This window comes from Flavobacterium croceum DSM 17960, assembly GCF_002917885.1.
GTDB lineage: Bacteria > Bacteroidota > Bacteroidia > Flavobacteriales > Flavobacteriaceae > Flavobacterium > Flavobacterium croceum.
Genome location: NZ_PQNY01000012.1, coordinates 13,196 through 33,472, shown reverse-complemented (window position 1 = coordinate 33,472; position 20,277 = coordinate 13,196). Strand labels below are relative to the sequence as shown.

The following is a 20,277-nucleotide window of genomic DNA, read 5'->3' as shown; positions in this document are numbered from 1 at the left end:
TAACATAGCTTATAATCGTGTTTCTAATTACAGTGGCTTGCTTGTGCAATCTTATTGTAAATGACGATTATATACTATACTTTTTATTTGTGATAAAAACGATTTACGCTACTATGGCTAGAAGTTGTTGGTTTATAATTCTCTGTCGATTCGCAATCGCACAACCTATTGCCTTCTATAGTATAGTACAAAAAAACTCCGTAGAAGAACAAACCTAATAATATAGCCAAATAATTTTCTTTAATAAAATGTATACTATTTCTCATAAATTATTCCTCCCATCTTTTATATTCAAAATACTTAGACCAATAATATACTAGTATTACAAATACTGCCATAAAAATTATTGTCATAAAAAAATTCCTCAACGAAGGTTCATTCCACGTAGCTTTAATGGTTACAAAGCTATTTGAAGTATCTTCTGGTGCTTTGGTTGGAACAACGGTTACATGATATTTACCCGCTGAAACACCACAAATATTGAAGTTTTCTGTAGTACTCCCTTCTGTCCAATTTTCTCCCTCAGTATATCCGTGGTAATATTCTATATCTTTAGAAGCATAAATTTCTTCGTTGGTAATTTCGTTTACCAATGCTACTTGAACATTTGCCCAAGAATTATCTACATTGGAAGAAACATTAATTTGTAAGGGTGCCGAACCTCCTTTTAATTCAAATGAAGGACTCACAAAATCTTTAGAAACAAATCCGTTAAACGGAACCGAAGTATTTAATACTTCTTGAGATTTTCTGTCTTTGTTTATGTATAATTGAGAAAAGAGTATGAGTATTGCTACTGTGCAAAATATTATGGCTAAATTTCTAACATTTATTGGAAAAACTTGCACCACTCCTATTCCTGATTTTGAAGGTATTGAAGATGTTTTGAATGCTTTTTTTACAGCGCTTCTAGAAATATGTTTACCATAATATGCTATTTGTGTTTTTTCAAATTTTTCAAATGATAAAATATAAGGAGGATTTATATACTCTATAAGTTCTATTCGCTCTAAAATATTAAAATCAAAAAAACCTGAAGCGTAGCTTAAATTAGGATAAGAATAATCATACTGATCAAAACTCAGGTTTTCATGTTCTATGACCAAAGGATGGTTTCCTACTTTTTTTTCATACTCAATTTCTTCCAACAAAATAAAATTACCATCTGACTCTGAAAGGTACAAAAACGATCCTTCATAATTTTGTAAAATATACTCTGCCCATCTTAAAACATTTTTGTATTTTTTTATTAACACGCCTGTTACCTTATACTCTTTATTATTAAAAGTAGCTTTTTGGCCAACAGAAAAGGCATAAAGGTATGTTTTTTCGCTACATGAAGTCTTAAAAGCAAACTCATCGTTTCTAGCTTTAAAATAGATTGTTTTACAATTTGGACAAGCAAAATAACTAGCCTCAAAACTAAGATCTAGCTTTGTTGTTGTAGAACATTTAGTACAAGTAATTTCCATAGCTTTTACCTATTGATTTCAAATTCTTTTAAAACAACTGCTTGGAAATATTCTATAAACTTTTCAGTTATAACTTTAACTTTTGCAGAATTATCTTGTAAATAATTACATAAATATACGTCGAGAGTGAGTTGTTTAAACTCGGGCCAAGTATGTATACAAATGTGTGATTCTTTTAAACAAAAAGCAATAGTGAAACTATTATTCTCAAAATTATGTGTAATCTCGCCTACTTTTTCTAAACCATTTTCTACAATTATTTGATTTGAAAAATTGATAAAGGCTAAACTATTGGTAAGTTTTTCTAAATTATTTACTTGAAGAGTAACTAATTTGTGAAGTCCTGGAGAATACGTGTTGTGATGCATCAAAATAAAACCCAATTATTATAGTAGGATATTTTGATTATACGCAAGTGTTAAAATTTTGTTACAAAAAAAGCTAAAATTAATTCTATCTTTTTTATTGTTCTGGAGCTATTTCTATTTCTAAACCATTAATATCTTCGGTAATAGGTATTTGACATCCTAATCGAGAATTATCTTTAACATGATAGGCTTCCCAAAGCATGGCTTCTTCATCTGGGTTTCTTTCTAATGAAATAACATCATTTAATACGTAGCATTGACAAGATGCGCACATGGCCATTCCGCCACAAACTCCTACGGTTCCTTCTTCGGCGAGTTCATAAGCACGAATGAGTTCCATAATATTCATATTCATATCTGTAGGAGCTTGTACTTCGTGTCGAACTCCGTTTCTATCTGTAATATAAACTGTTACGTCTTGTAGCATTAGTTTTCTTTCAATTTTTTTAATTGTTCAATATCTGCTAAATCTTTAAATCTTCCAGAAGTTAATTTATTTTTAATTAAATCTTCAAAATCGATATAGGGAACTTTAAAGTTTTCTAGATTTAAGAATAAACGATTTTTGAATGCCTCATTAAAACTTAAACCACTTACTTTAGTCAATATTTCAATCTTTCTTGGTTCTATTCCAATACTCCAAACATCAATTTTTTCGCTTTCAAAATCATCAATTGAAAAAACAGGAACTCCAAAATCTTGATAAACCAACTTTAATTTATTATAATTTTGGGTAGTTTTATTTATCCACAAATCCATATCTCCTGTACTTCTTCCATAGCCATGGAGAATTACAGCATACCCTCCTACTAATAAATAATCAACTTCATGTTTATCTAAAAGTTGTAAAAATTCTAAAAAATCAATATTGAATAAGTTGGGCATGTTTTCTTGAAGAAAAAACTGTTCTATCTACTTTTTTTTCTGGACTTGAATCAAAAATAGAATTTATAATATCGCAAGCATAATTTAAACGCTCAAGAGGTGTTTTATCTTTGTAAAAAGTTACATGATCGTCAGCTTCTTGAAATGAAGATTTACTCGTAACACTTCTATCCAATTTTATACTTTCCATATTACAAATATAAAAAATTTAATCTATCGATTTTACAACTGCTTTTTCAGCTTCTTTTCTAGTGCCATCAAAACCATCTACTCCAGAAACTGTAGTGTATTTCAACACATACTTTTTACCTGGATTGATACGATTGTGCACACTTTGACACATAAGTGTTGCCTCATGAAAACCGCATAAAATAAGTTTTAATTTACCTGGGTAAATATTGACATCACCTATAGCATAAATTCCGTCAATATTGGTTTGGTAATCTAAAGCATTATTTACTTTTATGGCATTTTTCTCTATTTCTAAGCCCCAATTTGCAATAGCACCTAGTTTGGGTGTAAGCCCAAAAAGTGGTATAAAATAATCTGTTTTTATTGTTTCTTGCTCCCCATTTTTATCCAAAGTAATGCTTTCTACATGATCTACACCTTGTATTGCTACTACTTCTGCTGGAGTTATTAGGTTTATTTTTCCTAGTTTTTTTAATTCTTGTACTTTTTCTACAGAATCTAAAGCTCCTCTAAATTCGTTTCTTCTATGTACCAAAGTAACGGTTTTAGCAACATTTGACAAAAAAATACTCCAATCTAAAGCAGAATCGCCTCCACCAGCAATTACAATATCTTTATCTCTAAACAATTCTGGATCTTTTACAAAATATTCCACGCCCTTTTCTTCGTAAAAAGAAATATTTTCTAGGGCTGGTTTTCTTGGTTCAAATGTGCCTAAACCACCTGCAATAGCTACAGCTTTTGCGTAATGTTTTGTGCCTTTGTTGGTTGTAACAATAAACGTTCCGTCATCTAGTTTATCTATAGTTTCTGCTGTTTCTGCCAAAGTAAAACCAGGTTGAAACTGTTTTATTTGCTCCATTAAATTGTTTACCAAATCGCCTGCCAAAACTTCTGGATAACCAGGTATATCAAAAATAGGTTTTTTAGGATATAATTCTGCCAATTGGCCACCTGGTTGAGGTAAAGCATCTATGATATGACATTTTAATTGTAATAATCCTGCTTCGAAAACTGCAAAAAGCCCAGTAGGGCCTGCTCCTATTATGAGTATATCGGTTTCTATCATGTTTAATTAATTAGTGTTGCAAATTTGGTGGTTTATGAGGCTCAGTAGTATGATAAATATCAGTTTTTATGGCTTATGTTACTTGTGTTACAATCGTACATTAGACATAAAATAGTATTCTTTATTTATTTTTTGAAATAATTGCAGTGCGCTTAAAGAATAAATTTGGAGATTTATTGTTATAACAACAACTACTATTCAACTAAATATTTATAACGGTTTCGATTTGTGGAGCGTATTTTTTTATGGTAGTTTCTACACCAGCTTTTAGTGTCATTTGGTTTACGCTACAATGGGTACAAGTACCTTCAAATTTTACCTTTACATGTTTTTCATCTTCTATAGCAACTAAGTGAACATCTCCTCCATCAGAATTTAAAAATGGGCGTATTTCTGCTAATGCCTTTTCAATATTTTGGGTTAATTCTTCGTGTGTCATACTCATTAATGTATCAATTTAGAAATATGTCAATTTGAAAACAAATTATCTCATTGACAAATTATCTAATTATTTACTTATTTTTTAACGGCAGAACAACCTGCCATTGTTGTAATTTTTATAGCTTCTGTGGGAGGTAAACTTTCATTTCTTAATACGACTTGGCTTACCACATTTCGGGTAACTTCTTCATATACCTTTTCTAAAACAGATGCGGTTTGTAGTGCTGCTGGACGTCCATAATCGCCTGCTTCTCGTATACTTTGTACCAATGGCACTTCGCCTAAAAATGGTATTTGTAAATCTTCTGCTAAGTTTTTGGCACCTTCTTTACCAAAAATATAATATTTATTGTTTGGCAATTCTTCTGGAGTAAAATACGCCATATTTTCTATAATTCCTAAAACAGGGACTTGTATTGCTTCGCTTAAAAACATAGCCACTCCTTTTTTTGCATCGGCAAGTGCTACCGCTTGTGGTGTACTTACTACTACTGCTCCTGTAATAGGCAACGATTGCATAATAGATAAGTGTATATCGCCAGTACCTGGTGGTAAATCGATGAGTAAGAAATCCAATTCGCCCCAAGCTGCATCAAAAATCATCTGATTGAGCGCTTTTGCTGCCATAGGACCGCGCCAAATTACTGCCTGACTTGGAGATGTAAAAAAGCCTATTGATAAAAGTTTTATTTCGTAGCTTTCTACGGGTTTCATTTTTGATTTTCCATCTACCTCTACAGAAATAGGTTTCTCATTCTCAACATCGAACATTATAGGCATACTAGGCCCATAAATATCGGCATCGAGCACTCCTACTTTAAAGCCCATTTTGGCAAGAGTAACCGCAATATTGGCTGTAGTAGTAGATTTTCCAACACCTCCTTTACCAGAAGCTACAGCAATAATATTGTTAATTCCTGGAATAGCATTTCCTTTAATAACGCTAGATTGTGCTTTTTCGGGAGCTTCTACTTTTATATTCACTTTTACTTTGGCTTTTTCGTAAACATGTGCGTGAATTGCTTTTATAATATCTACTTCTGCTCTTTTTTTAATATGTAAAGCAGGCGTGTTTAGTGTAAGTTCTACCACCACTTCGTCTGCAAAAGTAATTACATTTTTTACAGCACCGCTTTCTACCATATTTTTTCCTTCACCAGCTACCGTAATGGTTTCTAGCGCTTTGAGTATTTCTTTTCTATCGAGTTTCATTGTTTTATTTAAACTGAATATGAATTGCAAAGATAGTAAGAAGTTTAAGAGTTTAAAAACTTAGAGGTTTAAAGTTTTGTTATAGTAAAATAGGTAGTTTCTATTGGTTATATTTAGCATTTATACTGCAAAAAAAGAGCGAAATCTCCTGTAAGATTTCGCTCTTCCAAACCAAATGAAAAAAATTGAATTATTTAGTATTGTAGGTATAAATTAAAATCAATAACAACATTTTCATTGACTTCTACTAATCCCAACATTTTTTTTGGTGGTTTCAAATCAAAATCTTTGATATTGATTTTTAATTGCCCACTTACATTATAATTCTTTGGATTAAAAACAACTTGCAATGAATATTGTTTAGACTTTCCTGCTATTTGTACTGTTATATTGGCTATATAATCGGTTTTGTTGATAACTAACTCATTCAACTCAATGTCTATAGTAGGATATTCTGTTGCTTTTAGTGTAGTTTTTAAATCTTTGGTTATCATTTTTGGAGCACACTCAAAACCTTTACTCTTAATGGCAATTTTGGCTCCTTCAAATGAGGTTTTATTATTATTTTGAAAAGATGTTACAGCAATTTCATTGTTTAAAAAACTAGAATCGTATTTGCATTGAAATGAGTTCACGTTGGATTTTCCTTTAATAATCACTTCGCTTTTTGGTGAAATTTTTACTTTAGTTTTCAACTTAGTAAACCCAAAACTTACAAACAAAACAAGTAAAATTATACTGAAACTTCTCATTTTTCTTTTGGGAATAAACCAAGAGAATCTAAAATCCTCTTGGTTTATTTGATTGATTGGTTATATTATTAGAATGTAATTACTGCTTCAAACATTAAACCATCGAATTTACCCTGATATAAATCATTAGGATTTCCTTTTGCATCAAATTGTTTAAAGTTTTTATAGTTTTGATTAATATAAGCTAATTTTGCTAATATATTTTTAGTCATAAACCATCCAGCACTTGCTTCAATTCTATTTATAGTGATAGAGTCTGTATCTGCATTTGCAAGTTTTCCTGAAACAGTACCATATCTTGCTCCTAGATAAAAGTTTTCGCTAGCTCCAAATCTATATAACAAGTCTGCTGTATATTGATTTACAGTACGTTTTTCATCAACTCCTTTTTTATCACCACCTGTTGCTATTTCAAAAGTTCCAAAAAATTCCAAGCCTTTATATTTTACAAATGGGTTAAACATATATGAACGAGCCCAGTTACCAAATGCAGGATTGAATCTACCGGTTGTAGCATTTCCAGCAAGAGCATCTGTAGAAGTTCCATCTGCATTTAGAGTTGCATTATTGTATACTAGACCTGTAGTTCCTGTATAAGTTTGGTGTGACATTACATAATAATAACGGCTACCTGCTCTTTCTGAAGAATATAAATTACCACTTGTATTTGCACAATGATACAATGACCCTGTAAAACGTATTCTTAAATCTTTATCTACTTGTTTGTCGTAACCAAATTTTGCTAAAAACGTTGGGCTAACAGTAGTGTTTGGGTTTGGAGCAGAGGCTGTTGGAGCAGAAGCAACAATTTCATTAACATTTTGATTTAATTTTGAATTTGTAACTCCTAGCATACTTACAAAACCACTTCTGTTGTAGTAAACTTCAACACCTGGCTCTGTAGTAAAAGAATCCATAATATTACTTTCTATAAACGGATTTACCAATGCACTACCGTTATCAGATCTTCTAAAGTGGGCGTCACCATAATTGTTCTCCATTTGACCAATCTTGATGGTAGCATATTTCATAAATCCAGCAAGGAAATCTTTTTTAATGAAATCTAATTTATCTATTTGCAAATATCCCCCTTTTACCCAAGTTTCGTTGTGGTGTCTCGCAGCTAGATACAAATCTAAATTTACACGAACACCATCGGCTAATTGAGCACCAAACGTCATGTTTGCTGTTGGTAAATTAATTTGGTTTTCTAAACCGTTAAGTCTATAATTTGCTATAGGTGCTGGTAAATTTTCATGTCCATTGAATGAATTTAAGGCTTGAAACTGAAGTGCAAATGCAGCACCTAAATCAACACTTAATCCTTTGTATTCTACATTATCTTTTTTTACATCAAATTGGTTGATACCGTTTTTATCTCTAGAAATCATATTTTGCATGTTTCCAAAGGTTACCTGAGCTTGCATTGTGGTTGTAAGTCCGAATGCTAAAGCTAGCGTAGAGATTTTAATAAAAGTTCTCATAATAAAATTAAATAAAATTGTTTTGTTATTTTTAATCAAATGTTACTTTAAAGTCTACAGTAACATCTTTTCCTGTTTTAATTGTTCCAAAAAGTGCTTTTGGTGGTTTAATACCATATAGTGTCATATCTATTTTTTGTTTTCCAGAAAGCACGACTTTTTTACCTACAAGCTTTACGGCAAATGTTTGGTTAATTGTTTTTGAAGAACCTGCCATAGACAATGTCCCTTGTGTATCTACAGTATATCCGTCTGAAGTTTTGATTATTTTTACCAACTTTGTCATTTTGAAAGTAACGTTTTTATACACTTTTGCATTCATGGCTTTCATGGTATTTTCATCCATACCATCTTTACCACTTTTCAATTGGTCTACATCTACAGCAAAATCTAAACTGTTTACATCTTTCAAAACACCATTTTCTACAGTAAAATCGGCTTTTCCAGACATGGTTTTTGCTGTTATAGTCCAGTCGTGTAAATTGGAAGTTCCATCAACAGTCATTTTACTTTCTGCAGAAATCAATTTTGAGTTTTGAGAAAAGGTAACCGAAAACCCTAACACAAATAATAGTAAGGTAAATATTTGTTTTTGGGCTGTTTTTAAGCTTTTCATTTTAATAAGGTTTTTAATTATATGACAAATTTCTAACGAATAAAGACACTTGAACACGACTTTTATCAAAGTTTTTAAATATTTATTGTCATATTATTAATAAAAGCCTACTAAAACGATTTAGTAACCTATGTTACACAACTAGATTTAAAAAAATATAAGAGATTTTAAATTTTTGAAAGTTTTTACTTACAAAAAATAATGATTTTGTTTTCTAAAAAATATCTTTCGGGAAAAAAATTGGATTTATTTTATATTTGGCAACCACAAATGCGCCTCAAAGTTTACAATTTTATTGCCTACAACTTCTATTCCTTCGCTTTCTAATAGTTGCTGCATAAGATTGGTACCTTCAAAATGATGCTTTCCTGTAAGCATTCCGTTTCTATTTACCACTCTATGAGCAGGAACATCTGCAAGAGTGTGTGAAGCATTCATGGCCCAACCCACCATTCTAGAAGATTGAGGAGAACCTATTGTTCTAGCAATAGCACCATAGGTAGTTACTTTACCAAAAGGAATTTGTTTTACAACAGTATACACTTTATCGAAAAAAGTTGCATCGGGCTTGCTCATCATTTATAAATTATACAATGTAAAAAAGGCTACTACGGCTGTAATGATAGCAATAACAAAATTGATGTTTTTAATAAAAAAACTTACTTTGTTTTGTACTTTTTTAAATAAATAAATATACAAATAAAGCGCTATTGCTGTGCCAAAAACACATCCTAATACAAAACAAAATCCGTTTGTAATACTTTGATAGTAAGGAAATAAAGAAGAGAAATATAAATTAAGAAATGAAAAATAAGGAATAGGCAAAACATTGAGCGATGAAAGTAGAATTCCTTTTGAAAAATGGGGAAGATTACTTTTTTTGGGTTTTAAAAGTGCATCTTCTTCTGCAAAACGATTTTGAATGCCTTTGTACAAGAAAAAAAGCGTAAGTACACAAAATATCAAACTTCCTGCAAATTTTAAATCGTGATTTACAGATGGATTTTGCTTAATAAAACTAGAAAAATAATAACTAATAAATGCCTGAACTAATGTTGCTATCAAAACGCCATATACAAACTTTTTAGCCTGTGGTATACCTTGTTGTACACTTATATTGGCAGCATTCATATTCAGCATTCCTGGTGGCAAAACACCAATTCCAGAAAAAATAGTTGCTAATATGAAAACCAAAATACAATACATTATTTAATTTTAAATTTAATGTAAGTAATGGCTTTATCTATTTCTAAATATTGTTTTTCGTAAAAAGTTTGAATATCAATTACTTCGCTAGGTGCGCCTTCATTTTTATACACATTATGATTGGCATATATTACTTCGTGCCCTTCACCATGTAGCAACCCCAATGTATAGCCGTGCATAAACTCACTATCTGTTTTAAGGTTTACAACTCCGTTTGGTTTGAGTATTTTTTTATACAACTGCAAAAAATCAGAATTTGTCATTCTGTGCTTGGTACGTTTGTATTTTATTTGCGGATCTGGAAACGTTATCCAAATTTCGTCCAATTCATTTTTAGCAAAAATATCGGTAATAAGTTCTATTTGAGTTCTTATAAAAGCTACATTGTGTAAGTTTTCTTCTTGAGAAGTTTTGGCTCCGCGCCAAAAACGAGCTCCTTTTACATCGATACCTATGTAATTAATATTAGGGTTTCTTTGCGCTAAGCCAATAGTATATTCGCCTTTGCCACAACCGAGTTCTACAACTATTGGGTTGTTGTTTTTAAAAAAATCTGAATTCCATTTCCCTTTGTATGGAAAACTTCCCGAAACCACTTCTTCTCGAGTTGGTTGGATTACATTGTTAAAAGTTTCGTTCTCTTTAAATCGTTTTAGCTTATTCTTACTTCCCAAAATTTAATTTTTTGACAAAAGTAAGTAAATCTTAACTTAACCTTGTATATTTATTTTTGAAAAATGAATAATACAAAAAACATACTCGTAGCTCCGCTCAATTGGGGTTTAGGTCATGCAACTCGATGTATACCTATTATAAACGCTTTATTACAAGAGGGTTTCAACCCTATTATTGCATCTGATGGTGTTGCGCTAGAACTCTTAAAAAAAGAGTTTCCTAGTTTAACACATTTAGAACTTCCTTCGTATAACATACGCTATTCAAAAAAAGCTAACGGATTTAAATGGAAACTTTTACAAAACAGTCCAAAAACCATTAAATCTGTAGTAAAAGAGAAAAAAATTGTAAAAAATTGGATTCGAGAGTATAACATTTCAGGCATTATATCAGACAATAGGTTTGGTGTGTATTCTAAAAAAATACCCTCTGTATGTATTTCGCATCAATTAAATGTTCTTTCTGGAAATACTACGAAATTATCGAGCATGATTAATCAATTGCTATTGCAAAAATTTGATATTTGTTGGGTACCCGATTTTGAAAATTTTCCAAACTTATCTGGAAAACTCGGCCATTTGAAAAACACACGATTAAAAATAAAATACATTGGTGCTTTAAGCCGATTTAAAAAAGTCGATTTACCAAAAAAATACGACTTTATGATCTTGCTTTCAGGGCCAGAACCTCAGCGCACTCTACTGGAAGAAAAGATTACACATGAGTTGCAAAAAACTACAGAAATGGTACTTTTTGTAAAAGGAAAAATAGAACCGCAACAAACCATTGAAAGTATTGGCACTGTAACGTATTACAATTTTATGAAAACCGATGAGCTTGAAAAAGCTTTTAATGAAAGTGAAATGGTTTTATCTCGATCGGGGTATACAACAATTATGGACTTGGCCTATTTACACAAAAAAGCGTTTTTTATACCTACACCTGGGCAACCTGAGCAAGAATATTTGGCAAGAAAGTTAAAAAAACAAGGATTAGTACCCTATAAAAAACAAAACGATTTTAAGCTCGAAGATTTGCAAAGTGTTTGGCTTTATACAGGTTTACCTGCTGTAGATTATGAGCCAAATTGGAAAGAATTGTTTAGCATTTTTCTAAAGTAAACGAAAACTCAGAACCTTTGCCAAATTCGCTTTCTACATAAATTTTTTCGTTGTGGCGCTCTATAATGTGTTTTACTATAGAAAGCCCTAGTCCAGAGCCGCCTTCATCACGAGAACCACTTTTGTCTACTCTATAAAACCGTTCGAATAGTCTAGAAATATTTTGCTTTTCTATGCCTTCGCCATTATCACGAACCCGTACAATAATTTTATCTTTTACTAAGTCTTCTATTGTAATTTCTGTAGTACCGTTTTCTTTTCCGTACTTTATAGAATTCATAATAAGATTGGTAAGCACTTGTTGTATTTTTTCTTGATCGGCATTTACACAAATAGAACTACGGTATTTTCTATCAAACATTAAAATAATATTTTTCTTATCGGCTTGCATTTCAAGCAAATCAAATACATTTTGAATAAGATTTATAATGTCAAATTTTTTGTATTCTAAATTTAATTCGCCCATTTCTAATCTAGAAATCATATCTAAGTCTTCTACAATATAAACCAATCGTTCGACTCCTTTTTGGGCACGTTCTAAATATTTTGTTCTGAGTTCTTTATTTTTTACAGCACCATCTATAAGTGTATCTATATAGCCTTGCACGGTAAACAAAGGTGTTTTCAATTCATGCGAAACGTTTCCCATAAACTCGCGTCTATATTCTTCGCGTACTTTGAGTGTTTCGATTTCGAGTTTTTTATCTGAAGCAAATTTTTTAACCTCTTTGGTAAGTGTTGCCATATCTGTAGTAATAGCTTGAGATCTTAAACTGGCGGAGTCTAAAATAGAAACGTCGTCGTAGATTTTTTTAACGCCTCTGTAAATAAAGTGTTCTACTCTATATTGTATAACAAAAAAAGAGAAAACAGCTACCGAAATAGCAAAAATCAAAGTTACAGGCAAAGAAACTTTATCAAATAAAAACTCTAAAACAATGAGTAATCCTGTGGTAAATAAAGTTATGTAAAACGATGATTTTCCAGCAAACTTATATGTTTTTTTAAACTTTACCACTTTATATAGCTGTTTTACAACTCAAATTTATAGCCAACGCCTTTTATTGTTTTAAAAAAATCTTCTCCTATCTTTTCTCGAAGTTTCCTTATATGAACATCTATGGTTCTTCCGCCTACAATAACTTCATTACCCCATACTTTGTCTAATATTTCGTCTCTTTTAAAAACCTTACCTGGTTTTGACGCCAATAGGTAGAATAATTCAAACTCTTTGCGTGGTAAAATTATTTCTTTGCCACTTACCATTATTTTATATTCTTCTCTATTAATCTCTATAGGGCCTACACTAATGTTTTCTGAAACCACTACACTTTCTTGAAATCTACGCAAAAGAGCTTTTACTTTACTTACCAATAATTTAGGTTTTATTGGTTTTGCAATATAATCGTCGGCACCAGCATCAAAACCTGCTACTTGAGAATAATCTTCGTTTCTAGCTGTAAGAAATGTAACTATAGTTTGAGAAAGTTCGGGTGTTTTACGAATAATTTCGCAGGCTTCCATACCGTCCATTTCGGACATCATTACGTCCAAAATTATCAAATGCGGTTTTTCTTTTTTGGCAACTGCAATAGCTTCTCTACCATTGGATGCTGTGTAGATTTTATAGCCTTCTTGCGATAAATTAAACCCTACTATTTCTAAAATATCTGGTTCATCGTCTACCAATAAAATTTTTATTTCTTTTTTTTTCATTTCTAGAAATGGCTGTGTGTTTATTGTGGTAAAGATACTATTTATAGCAAAACTATCCGCAATTTAAAACCAACTTAACCGTAATTTAATGTAGTAACTTTTAGATAATATTACAGGAACCAAAAATTAAATTAGGGCTAACCTCAACTTTACATTACACTCTTTTCTTTGCGCAAATTTAACAACACAACTATGAAAATCAAATTATTACTAGTATTAACCTTATGTTCTTTTATCGCTTTTGCTCAAAAAGCAACGGTGTTTGGAAAGGTTTTAGACGCAGAAAGTAAAACACCATTGCATGGGGTTACGGTATCTATAAAATCGGAAAAAAAATCAACTTTAACAGATACAAACGGAAGTTATTCTATACCTAGTAATGCAAACAAATGCACTGTTAGTTTTAGCTACGTGGGGTATGAAACACGTACTGAAACCATTATTTTTTCTTCGAATGAAAAACAAGAAAAGAATATTTATTTAAAATCTTCTAGTAAAAGTTTAGACGAAGTGGTTATCCAAAAAACCGCTTCGAGTAGAGAAAAAGAAACAGCTTTGCTTACCGAACAAAAAAAAGCAGTAGAAATTAAACAAAGTATTGGCGCACAAGAGCTATCTAGAAAAGGTGTAAGCGATGTAGAAGAAGGTTTAACCAAAATTACAGGTATTACCAAAGTAGATGGTAGAGGTTTGTTTGTAAGAGGTTTAGAAGATAGGTATAATAACTTACTTATTAATGATTTGGCTGTTCCATCAAACAATCCGTTTAAAAAAATAATTGCTTTAGATTTGTTCCCTACCGATATTGTGAGTGTACTAGAAACCTATAAAACATTCAATTCCAATTTATATGGTGATTTTGCAGGCGGAACGTTTAACATTGTAACTACTGCAAGTAACAAGCCTACTACAAAATTATCTATAGGAACAGGTTTTACTACACAAAACAATCTACAAAAATTTATTATTTCTTCTGATGCTAGTTCTACTTCCGATTTTTTTGGTTTTTCTGGCAATGATAGAGATTTACCAAAAATAGTAGGCACAAAACCTTCAAACTATCAGTTTACATCTCAAGAATCTATAAAAAGTTTTGGTTCTGGATTTGATGCAAAAGAAACAAAATCGCCTTTAAATTCTAGTATTTCGATATTACATTCTGATAAATATTCGTTCGGCACAAAAAAATCTATTCAGTATTTATTTTCTGTAAATTATGATAATTCTTATCAAGTAAGAAAAGGCCTCGATCGTTTTTTTAATACCAATCAGGGTAATTACGACAACAACTTGGTGGCAACCAAATATAAATTTACCACCAATGCCTCTTTATTGGGTTCTATTGTTTACAAATCGAATAGAGCACAACTTGTTTCTAATACATTTTACTTAAAAACAACCGAAAATTTAATTCAAGATCAATTAGGATATACCAACTCTCAAACCAATCAAAACAACACGTTTATTAGACTTAATCAATTGCAAGAAACTTCGTTTTTAAACTCTCAATTACTATTTAATTATAAACTTACATCCAACGAAAAACATCAAGTAAAGGCTGGTATTTCGTATGCAAAAACCAATTTTTCATTACCCGATAGAAAATCGTTTAGAGGCACATTAGACAACAATACCATTAACCTAAATTATACTGGAAATAGTATTGTACGTCAATACATGGATTTTGATGGTAAATATAATGTATCTGGATTGCTAGAATACAATTGGAAATTTGGAAGCGACGACCTTACAAAAGCACACAAACTTACCGTTGGATATAATGGCTATTTAAACCAAATGGAATCGTCTTTTAGATTTATGGTTTCTCAAAATATGTTGAGTAATTCGGTAAGTTTTCCTGTAAATGCTCCCGATGCTACGTTGCAATCTGAATTGTACAACTTAAATTTTACATATAGAGAAGGTACCAATGCAAGCTACAAAGCCAAACTACAAGAATTTGTAAATGCAGGTTATGTAGACCTTGCGTTAAAACTTGGTTCAAAAACTGATGTTAATTTTGGTAGCCGATTGGAACAATCTTCTAGAGAAACTCGATACAGAGAACCAGGCGATTTTGATGCTCCATTTATTGTAAAAAAAGTAGACAAATTTTATGTGTTACCTACAGTAAATTCAAAATACAAACTTAATGATAAATCCAATTTGCGTTTTGCAGCATCCAAAACCATAACCCGACCTGTAGTTATGGAATCTTATCCTTTGGAATTTGTAAATCCAGATGCTACTATAGAAAACGGTAATCCGAATGTAAAAAATAGCGAAAACTATAATTTTGATTTAAAATACGAACTTTTTCCTACCAATAAAGAAATGGTTGCGGTATCATTATTTTCAAAATACCTACAAAATCCTATCGAACGTTTGTTTGTGCAATCGGCAGGTAGTGGTGGTTTGCAAATTACCTACAACAACTCAAAATCGGCTGTATTATATGGTGCTGAACTTGAGTTTTTATTGCAAATGAAACGCATTTCAGAGTCGTTAAGCAATTTTTCTGTCGGATTTAACACCTCATTAATGCTTACTCAAGCTACAATAGATAAAGAAAATAATGCTGTAGAGACCATTGTGAGAAAAAACAAAACTACTCGTAACTTACAAGGAGCTTCGCCTTGGCTTATAAATGCCGACTTAAAATATGAAGCCGACTTTAACAAAAATTGGAAAAACACCATGACTTTGGTTTACAATATTTATGGAAAACGCATTTATGCCGTTGGTACAAATGGACTAGACCACTACTACGAGATGCCTTTTGGAAAATTGGATTTTATTTGGAGTAATAAATTTTCTGAAAAATGGGAATTAAAATTGGGTGTAGACAATATTTTAAATCCATTGTATAAAATAGAAATGGGTAAAGAAAATGACATCACTATTTACGAAAACGACCTTACAATAAAAGATTACAAAAGAGGAACTGGATTTTCGTTAAACCTTTCGTATACTTTTTAAAACAGTATTCGTTGTAAATAATAAAGTTTCACATCAAAATTGTTTTGATGTGAAACTTTTTTGGTTAAAAACCATATCCTTTTGAATATGAGTACTTAAAAATAAAACGCGTGTATTACTTTACATAGTAACGATTTACTAACATTAACCTTATTTTTTCTTTAAAATAAGATAATTTTTAGGTAAACCTATTGTAAAGTTTCAAAGCTAGATTTGCACATCATTCAACACAAAAAAACATTAAAATGAAAAAATTATTTGTAAGTCTTTTTGCTATGACTTTAGCTTTAACAAGCTGCTCTAGTAACGATGAAGAAACTACTACAAAAACACCTGCAACAGGAGAAATTACAGGTACAATAACAGAAAACAAAACGTTACCATACGGTAACTATACCCTAAAAGGTATGGTAAAAGTTGCTGCTGGAGTAACACTTACTATTGAAGCAGGAAGTACTATAACTGCAGATAAAACAACAGGAGATAACGGTTTGGTAATTTTAAACGGAGGAAAATTAATAGCTGTAGGAACTGCTGATGCACCTATTGTTTTTACAGAAAAATCTAAAATACCAGGTTCTTGGGCAGGTATTATTATGTATGGCGATGCACCTATAGTCAATTCTTCTACCAATCCGGCGCCACAAACGGCAACATCAGAAGACGGATTAGCATTAACTTACGGAGGTTCTAATGCTACTCATAATGGCGGAACACTTAAATATGTACGTGTAGAGTATGCAGGACAAATAATTACAACAAATAGTAAAGAGCATAACGGATTTTCATTCTATTCAGTAGGAAGCGGAACTGTTTTAGAAAATCTAGTATCGTATATGGGTAACGACGACGGATTTGAATTTTATGGTGGTACTGTAAGTGGTAAAAACCTTGTTTCTTATGGTAATAAAGACGATTCTTTTGATTGGCAAGACGGTTGGAGAGGTCAAGACAACACAAACTGGTATGCTTACCAAACAGGAGTAGGTAATTATGGTATGGAAATAGAGTCTAAAGGAGTGAACAACAATTTTGGCCCTAAAGTAGTAGGCATCACTTTAAAAAGAGCTGCTGGTACTACCACAGAATCTCAAAGTGAAATTCAGCTCGATGCTATTCAATTTAAAAAAGAAGGAAATGGCGATTACAGCAATATTGTAATAGACGGTTACAAAAACCAAACAACTCCAACAGCTTACAATGGTGGTGTACTACAAGTATTAGATTTAAACACATACAACAATCAAATTGCAGGAGGAAAAATAAAATTAAACAACCTAAAAATTTCAAACTGCGATAATACCTTTATATCAGGTGTATCAACTTTTACTCTTTCTGCAAATAGTTTTAATCCTACTACAAACTGGACTACAAGTACTACAGCAACAGGAGCAACATTAACAAGTGGTGCTTGGGCTACTGTAAATGGTGTAAACCTATTGGGTAACTTATAGTTGATCTATTAGAATAACAATAAAGATATAAACTCAAAAAGCGGTATACGAAATTCTTTCTATACCGCTTTTGTCATACAAGATATTTGTATAAAAACAGATATAAATTCTAAAATTTTTTCTAAATTTTTCATGCTTTGGCATGTTTATTGAAAAATAGTTTTATATTTGTAATATATATCAATCACACATGATTAAAAAATACTTTTATATAACCCTTTTATTTGGTTTACTTGGAACTGCAAATGCAGTAGCACAAGAATCTAAAGGTAATTCTAAAGCGCAAGACAACGCTATAGAAGGGTTAAGTATTTATCCAAACCCAACTACTGGAGATCGTGTTTATATTACTTCTAAATCTTCTGATGATAAAGAAATTACAATTTACGATGTTTTAGGAAAAAAAGTTCTTCAAACTACCTTAACATCAAGAGAATTGAATATTTCTTCTTTATCGCCTGGCGTTTACATTGTACAAGTAAAAGAAGGTGATGCTACAGCCACTAGAAAGCTGATAGTAAAATAATTACGTACATTGTTAATTAACTATTTTTTTACACAAAAAAATAGCACTTCAAAAATTTGTACGTATATTTGTATGCAATTTAATTTTTAAAATTTATGAAAAAACTTTACTTTTTAGCATCATTACTTATTGCTACTTTTTCGTTTGGTCAAGCCTTTACAGGTACGTATGATTTTGCGTCTGTAACTCAAACTTCTGGAGCAACCGACCCAACTGCTGTACCAACAGCTACAGGAGTTACTTTTGGTAGTTTCTCTGCTGTAAATGGGACTACTGCTCCAACTAATTCATCTGGAGCTGGTAGGTTTTCTTTTGCCAATCAGCCTGTAGGTGCTACAAATGCAAATGACGCAACTTTTACAGGCGCTATAGACTTAGGCATTTACTATCAAGTAACACTTACACCTCAAGCTAATTACACTATTGATTTAACTCAAATAACCTTTGCAATGAGAAGATCGGGTACAGGTGTAAGACATTACGCTGTAAGATCTAGTTTAGATGGATATGCAAGTAACTTGCCTGCTTCGATAAATCCTGCAAACTCAAATTTATCAACAGATGCTAATAACGTCTTTTTTTGGACTCTTGATGCAACTGCAACAAGTGCAGACCAATTAGGCAGCACAATTACTTTACCAGCTACTTTCACGGGACTTTCTACTCCAGTTACATTTAGATTTTATGCTTGGGATGCTGAAGCTGCTGGTGGAAATTTTAGTATTGACAACGTTGTTGTTACAGGAAACACAAATAATTTATCTGTTTCTCAAAACGAAATTTCAGGCCTACAAGTTTATTCAAATAATAACTTATTATTTGTTACTTCAGACAGTTCTAGCGATAAAAATGTTGTAGTTTATGACATGTTGGGTAAAGTAGTTGTAAACGAAACCGTTTCTTCTCAACCTATAAATGTAGCTAACTTATCGAGCGGTGCTTATATTGTAAAAGTTACTGAAGAAGGTAAAACAGCTACTAAAAAATTAGTTATTCAGTAATTAGATGCTGAACTAAATTCAGCATGACAGAATAGAAAAAAGCACCAACCAAAGTTGGTGCTTTTTATTTTATCTTTGCACAAAAAAAGTGTTTCAATACAACGATATATTTAGTATTTCAAGCGATAAACAGTTTCATAAAATAGCTCTAAAAGTATTTCGCTATCAATATGAAAACAATAGTATATATCGGCAGTTTTGTAATTATCTACATATCCAAAAAGAACAAGTAAAATCACTTGAGCAAATTCCGTTTTTACCTATAGCTTTTTTCAAATCGCACGAGGTTGTTTCTTGTTCAAACACTGTACGAGAAATTTTTACAAGTAGTGGTACAACGGGTATGCAAACCAGCAAACACTTGGTTACCGATATAAATTGGTATAAAGAAAGCTACTATAGAGCTTTTGCTCAATTTTACGGCGATATAGAAAATTATGCCGTTTTAGCGTTACTACCTTCCTATCTCGACAGAAAAGGTTCGTCGTTAATTTATATGGTAAACGATTTGATTGAAAAATCAAACCATCATGACAGTGGTTTTTACCTTAGAAATCATGATGAATTACTACAAAAACTCGAAAAATTAAACCACAACGGTCAAAACGTTATTTTAATTGGTGTTACTTATGCGCTGCTTGATTTAATCGAATATGCAGAATCTACCTCTTTTCCTCTGTCAAAATTAGGCGGTAACCTTATCATTATGGAAACAGGCGGTATGAAAGGACAACGTAAAGAACTCATTCGAGAAGAGCTCCACACTATACTATGTACTGGTTTTGGTGTACAAACTATCCATTCTGAGTATGGTATGACAGAACTTTTATCGCAAGCTTATTCGTTTGGCAATGGAATTTTTGAAACCCCAAATTGGATGAAAATCATGGTTCGAGATACCGAAGATGCTCTTTCGTATGTTACTCAGGGTAAAACAGGAGGTATAAATGTGATTGACCTAGCCAACATCAATTCATGCTCTTTTATTGCAACACAAGATTTAGGTAAAACTTTAAGTTCAAATTCTTTTGAAGTACTTGGTCGTTTTGACAACTCCGATATTCGAGGATGCAATCTTATGGTTTTGTAATAAAAAAAGCGATCAAAA

22 protein-coding genes are annotated in these 20,277 nt (G+C 31.7%); 6 read left to right on the top strand and 16 right to left on the bottom strand.

The window, feature by feature from the left end; genetic code table 11:
* Positions 1 to 269 precede the first annotated feature (269 nt).
* The 14 genes from Q361_RS09800 to trmB form a co-directional block, all read right to left on the bottom strand.
* Positions 270 to 1,472 carry a DUF4178 domain-containing protein gene (locus Q361_RS09800; RefSeq protein WP_103726551.1) on the bottom strand — a complete coding sequence of 401 codons (1,203 nt, stop codon included), beginning with the start codon at positions 1,470 to 1,472 and terminating at the stop codon, positions 270 to 272.
* Positions 1,473 to 1,477: 5 nt separating this feature from the next.
* Complete coding sequence (locus Q361_RS09795; RefSeq protein WP_103726610.1) at positions 1,478 to 1,840, bottom strand: S-adenosylmethionine decarboxylase family protein; 363 nt, start codon at positions 1,838 to 1,840, stop codon at positions 1,478 to 1,480.
* Positions 1,841 to 1,934: 94 nt separating this feature from the next.
* Positions 1,935 to 2,267 carry a 2Fe-2S iron-sulfur cluster-binding family protein gene (locus tag Q361_RS09790; RefSeq protein WP_103726550.1) on the bottom strand — a complete coding sequence of 111 codons (333 nt, stop codon included), beginning with the start codon at positions 2,265 to 2,267 and terminating at the stop codon, positions 1,935 to 1,937.
* A complete protein-coding gene (locus Q361_RS09785; RefSeq protein ID WP_103726549.1) occupies positions 2,267 to 2,725 on the bottom strand; it encodes a DUF6036 family nucleotidyltransferase in 459 nt (152 codons plus the stop codon). The genes Q361_RS09790 and Q361_RS09785 overlap by 1 nt, the downstream gene beginning before the upstream one ends.
* Positions 2,703 to 2,915: a hypothetical protein gene (locus tag Q361_RS09780; protein WP_103726548.1), complete on the bottom strand. Its 213-nt coding sequence runs from the start codon at positions 2,913 to 2,915 to the stop codon at positions 2,703 to 2,705. The genes Q361_RS09785 and Q361_RS09780 overlap by 23 nt, the downstream gene beginning before the upstream one ends.
* An 18-nt stretch (positions 2,916 to 2,933) precedes the next feature.
* Positions 2,934 to 3,986, bottom strand: a complete 1,053-nt coding sequence (locus Q361_RS09775; protein ID WP_103726547.1) for an NAD(P)/FAD-dependent oxidoreductase — start codon at positions 3,984 to 3,986, stop codon at positions 2,934 to 2,936.
* 202 nt (positions 3,987 to 4,188) lie between these two features.
* Positions 4,189 to 4,425: a NifU family protein gene (locus Q361_RS09770; RefSeq protein WP_103726609.1), complete on the bottom strand. Its 237-nt coding sequence runs from the start codon at positions 4,423 to 4,425 to the stop codon at positions 4,189 to 4,191.
* A gap of 77 nt (positions 4,426 to 4,502) precedes the next feature.
* Positions 4,503 to 5,639 (bottom strand): Mrp/NBP35 family ATP-binding protein, encoded by a 1,137-nt coding sequence (locus Q361_RS09765; protein WP_103726546.1) that lies wholly within the window; start codon positions 5,637 to 5,639, stop codon positions 4,503 to 4,505.
* 194 nt (positions 5,640 to 5,833) lie between these two features.
* Positions 5,834 to 6,391 (bottom strand): YceI family protein, encoded by a 558-nt coding sequence (locus Q361_RS09760; protein ID WP_103726545.1) that lies wholly within the window; start codon positions 6,389 to 6,391, stop codon positions 5,834 to 5,836.
* A gap of 68 nt (positions 6,392 to 6,459) precedes the next feature.
* Positions 6,460 to 7,875, bottom strand: coding sequence for a hypothetical protein (locus tag Q361_RS09755; protein ID WP_103726608.1), 1,416 nt, complete (start codon positions 7,873 to 7,875; stop codon positions 6,460 to 6,462).
* A 31-nt stretch (positions 7,876 to 7,906) separates the two neighbouring features.
* Positions 7,907 to 8,491: a YceI family protein gene (locus Q361_RS09750; protein ID WP_103726544.1), complete on the bottom strand. Its 585-nt coding sequence runs from the start codon at positions 8,489 to 8,491 to the stop codon at positions 7,907 to 7,909.
* A gap of 246 nt (positions 8,492 to 8,737) precedes the next feature.
* Positions 8,738 to 9,067 carry an MGMT family protein gene (locus Q361_RS09745; RefSeq protein WP_103726607.1) on the bottom strand — a complete coding sequence of 110 codons (330 nt, stop codon included), beginning with the start codon at positions 9,065 to 9,067 and terminating at the stop codon, positions 8,738 to 8,740.
* A 3-nt stretch (positions 9,068 to 9,070) separates the two neighbouring features.
* A complete protein-coding gene (locus tag Q361_RS09740; protein WP_169929291.1) occupies positions 9,071 to 9,685 on the bottom strand; it encodes a LysE family transporter in 615 nt (204 codons plus the stop codon).
* Positions 9,686 to 9,696: 11 nt separating this feature from the next.
* Positions 9,697 to 10,371, bottom strand: a complete 675-nt coding sequence (trmB, locus tag Q361_RS09735; RefSeq protein WP_103726542.1) for a tRNA (guanosine(46)-N7)-methyltransferase TrmB — start codon at positions 10,369 to 10,371, stop codon at positions 9,697 to 9,699.
* A gap of 63 nt (positions 10,372 to 10,434) precedes the next feature.
* On the opposite strand from trmB, the gene Q361_RS09730 reads away from it, so the two are divergent.
* Complete coding sequence (locus Q361_RS09730; RefSeq protein ID WP_103726541.1) at positions 10,435 to 11,493, top strand: glycosyltransferase; 1,059 nt, start codon at positions 10,435 to 10,437, stop codon at positions 11,491 to 11,493.
* Here Q361_RS09730 and Q361_RS09725 read toward each other — a convergent pair.
* On the bottom strand, positions 11,474 to 12,511 hold the full coding sequence (locus Q361_RS09725) for a sensor histidine kinase (RefSeq protein ID WP_103726540.1): 1,038 nt from the start codon (positions 12,509 to 12,511) through the stop codon (positions 11,474 to 11,476). The two genes, Q361_RS09730 and Q361_RS09725, sit on opposite strands and share 20 nt — an antisense overlap.
* Before the next feature lie 14 nt (positions 12,512 to 12,525).
* Positions 12,526 to 13,209 carry a response regulator transcription factor gene (locus Q361_RS09720; protein ID WP_103726539.1) on the bottom strand — a complete coding sequence of 228 codons (684 nt, stop codon included), beginning with the start codon at positions 13,207 to 13,209 and terminating at the stop codon, positions 12,526 to 12,528.
* Positions 13,210 to 13,401: 192 nt separating this feature from the next.
* Here Q361_RS09720 and Q361_RS09715 point away from each other — a divergent pair, with 192 nt between their 5' ends.
* The 5 genes from Q361_RS09715 (at position 13,402) to Q361_RS09695 (ending at position 20,259) form a co-directional block, all read left to right on the top strand.
* Positions 13,402 to 16,188, top strand: coding sequence for a TonB-dependent receptor (locus Q361_RS09715; protein WP_103726538.1), 2,787 nt, complete (start codon positions 13,402 to 13,404; stop codon positions 16,186 to 16,188).
* A gap of 245 nt (positions 16,189 to 16,433) precedes the next feature.
* Complete coding sequence (locus Q361_RS09710; RefSeq protein ID WP_103726537.1) at positions 16,434 to 17,642, top strand: hypothetical protein; 1,209 nt, start codon at positions 16,434 to 16,436, stop codon at positions 17,640 to 17,642.
* A 190-nt stretch (positions 17,643 to 17,832) separates the two neighbouring features.
* Positions 17,833 to 18,168 (top strand): T9SS type A sorting domain-containing protein, encoded by a 336-nt coding sequence (locus Q361_RS09705; protein ID WP_103726536.1) that lies wholly within the window; start codon positions 17,833 to 17,835, stop codon positions 18,166 to 18,168.
* Between the two features lie 95 nt (positions 18,169 to 18,263).
* Positions 18,264 to 19,169: a T9SS type A sorting domain-containing protein gene (locus tag Q361_RS09700; RefSeq protein ID WP_103726535.1), complete on the top strand. Its 906-nt coding sequence runs from the start codon at positions 18,264 to 18,266 to the stop codon at positions 19,167 to 19,169.
* A gap of 88 nt (positions 19,170 to 19,257) precedes the next feature.
* Positions 19,258 to 20,259 (top strand): LuxE/PaaK family acyltransferase, encoded by a 1,002-nt coding sequence (locus tag Q361_RS09695; RefSeq protein WP_103726534.1) that lies wholly within the window; start codon positions 19,258 to 19,260, stop codon positions 20,257 to 20,259.
* The last annotated feature ends 18 nt before the right edge of the window (positions 20,260 to 20,277 follow it).

What these genes read in the sequence shown, in the direction of transcription:
- Q361_RS09785 (WP_103726549.1), bottom strand. Translation starts at nt 2,725, where the DNA reads ATGCCCAACTTATTCAATATTGATTTTTTAGAATTTTTACAACTTTTA.
- Q361_RS09705 (WP_103726536.1), top strand. Translation starts at nt 17,833, where the DNA reads ATGATTAAAAAATACTTTTATATAACCCTTTTATTTGGTTTACTTGGA.
- Q361_RS09710 (WP_103726537.1), top strand. Translation starts at nt 16,434, where the DNA reads ATGAAAAAATTATTTGTAAGTCTTTTTGCTATGACTTTAGCTTTAACA.
- Q361_RS09700 (WP_103726535.1), top strand. Translation starts at nt 18,264, where the DNA reads ATGAAAAAACTTTACTTTTTAGCATCATTACTTATTGCTACTTTTTCG.
- Q361_RS09765 (WP_103726546.1), bottom strand. Translation starts at nt 5,639, where the DNA reads ATGAAACTCGATAGAAAAGAAATACTCAAAGCGCTAGAAACCATTACG.
- Q361_RS09730 (WP_103726541.1), top strand. Translation starts at nt 10,435, where the DNA reads ATGAATAATACAAAAAACATACTCGTAGCTCCGCTCAATTGGGGTTTA.
- Q361_RS09800 (WP_103726551.1), bottom strand. Translation starts at nt 1,472, where the DNA reads ATGGAAATTACTTGTACTAAATGTTCTACAACAACAAAGCTAGATCTT.
- Q361_RS09775 (WP_103726547.1), bottom strand. Translation starts at nt 3,986, where the DNA reads ATGATAGAAACCGATATACTCATAATAGGAGCAGGCCCTACTGGGCTT.
- Q361_RS09755 (WP_103726608.1), bottom strand. Translation starts at nt 7,875, where the DNA reads ATGAGAACTTTTATTAAAATCTCTACGCTAGCTTTAGCATTCGGACTT.
- Q361_RS09750 (WP_103726544.1), bottom strand. Translation starts at nt 8,491, where the DNA reads ATGAAAAGCTTAAAAACAGCCCAAAAACAAATATTTACCTTACTATTA.
- Q361_RS09745 (WP_103726607.1), bottom strand. Translation starts at nt 9,067, where the DNA reads ATGAGCAAGCCCGATGCAACTTTTTTCGATAAAGTGTATACTGTTGTA.
- Q361_RS09790 (WP_103726550.1), bottom strand. Translation starts at nt 2,267, where the DNA reads ATGCTACAAGACGTAACAGTTTATATTACAGATAGAAACGGAGTTCGA.
- Q361_RS09770 (WP_103726609.1), bottom strand. Translation starts at nt 4,425, where the DNA reads ATGACACACGAAGAATTAACCCAAAATATTGAAAAGGCATTAGCAGAA.
- Q361_RS09720 (WP_103726539.1), bottom strand. Translation starts at nt 13,209, where the DNA reads ATGAAAAAAAAAGAAATAAAAATTTTATTGGTAGACGATGAACCAGAT.
- Q361_RS09760 (WP_103726545.1), bottom strand. Translation starts at nt 6,391, where the DNA reads ATGAGAAGTTTCAGTATAATTTTACTTGTTTTGTTTGTAAGTTTTGGG.
- Q361_RS09780 (WP_103726548.1), bottom strand. Translation starts at nt 2,915, where the DNA reads ATGGAAAGTATAAAATTGGATAGAAGTGTTACGAGTAAATCTTCATTT.
- Q361_RS09715 (WP_103726538.1), top strand. Translation starts at nt 13,402, where the DNA reads ATGAAAATCAAATTATTACTAGTATTAACCTTATGTTCTTTTATCGCT.
- Q361_RS09795 (WP_103726610.1), bottom strand. Translation starts at nt 1,840, where the DNA reads ATGCATCACAACACGTATTCTCCAGGACTTCACAAATTAGTTACTCTT.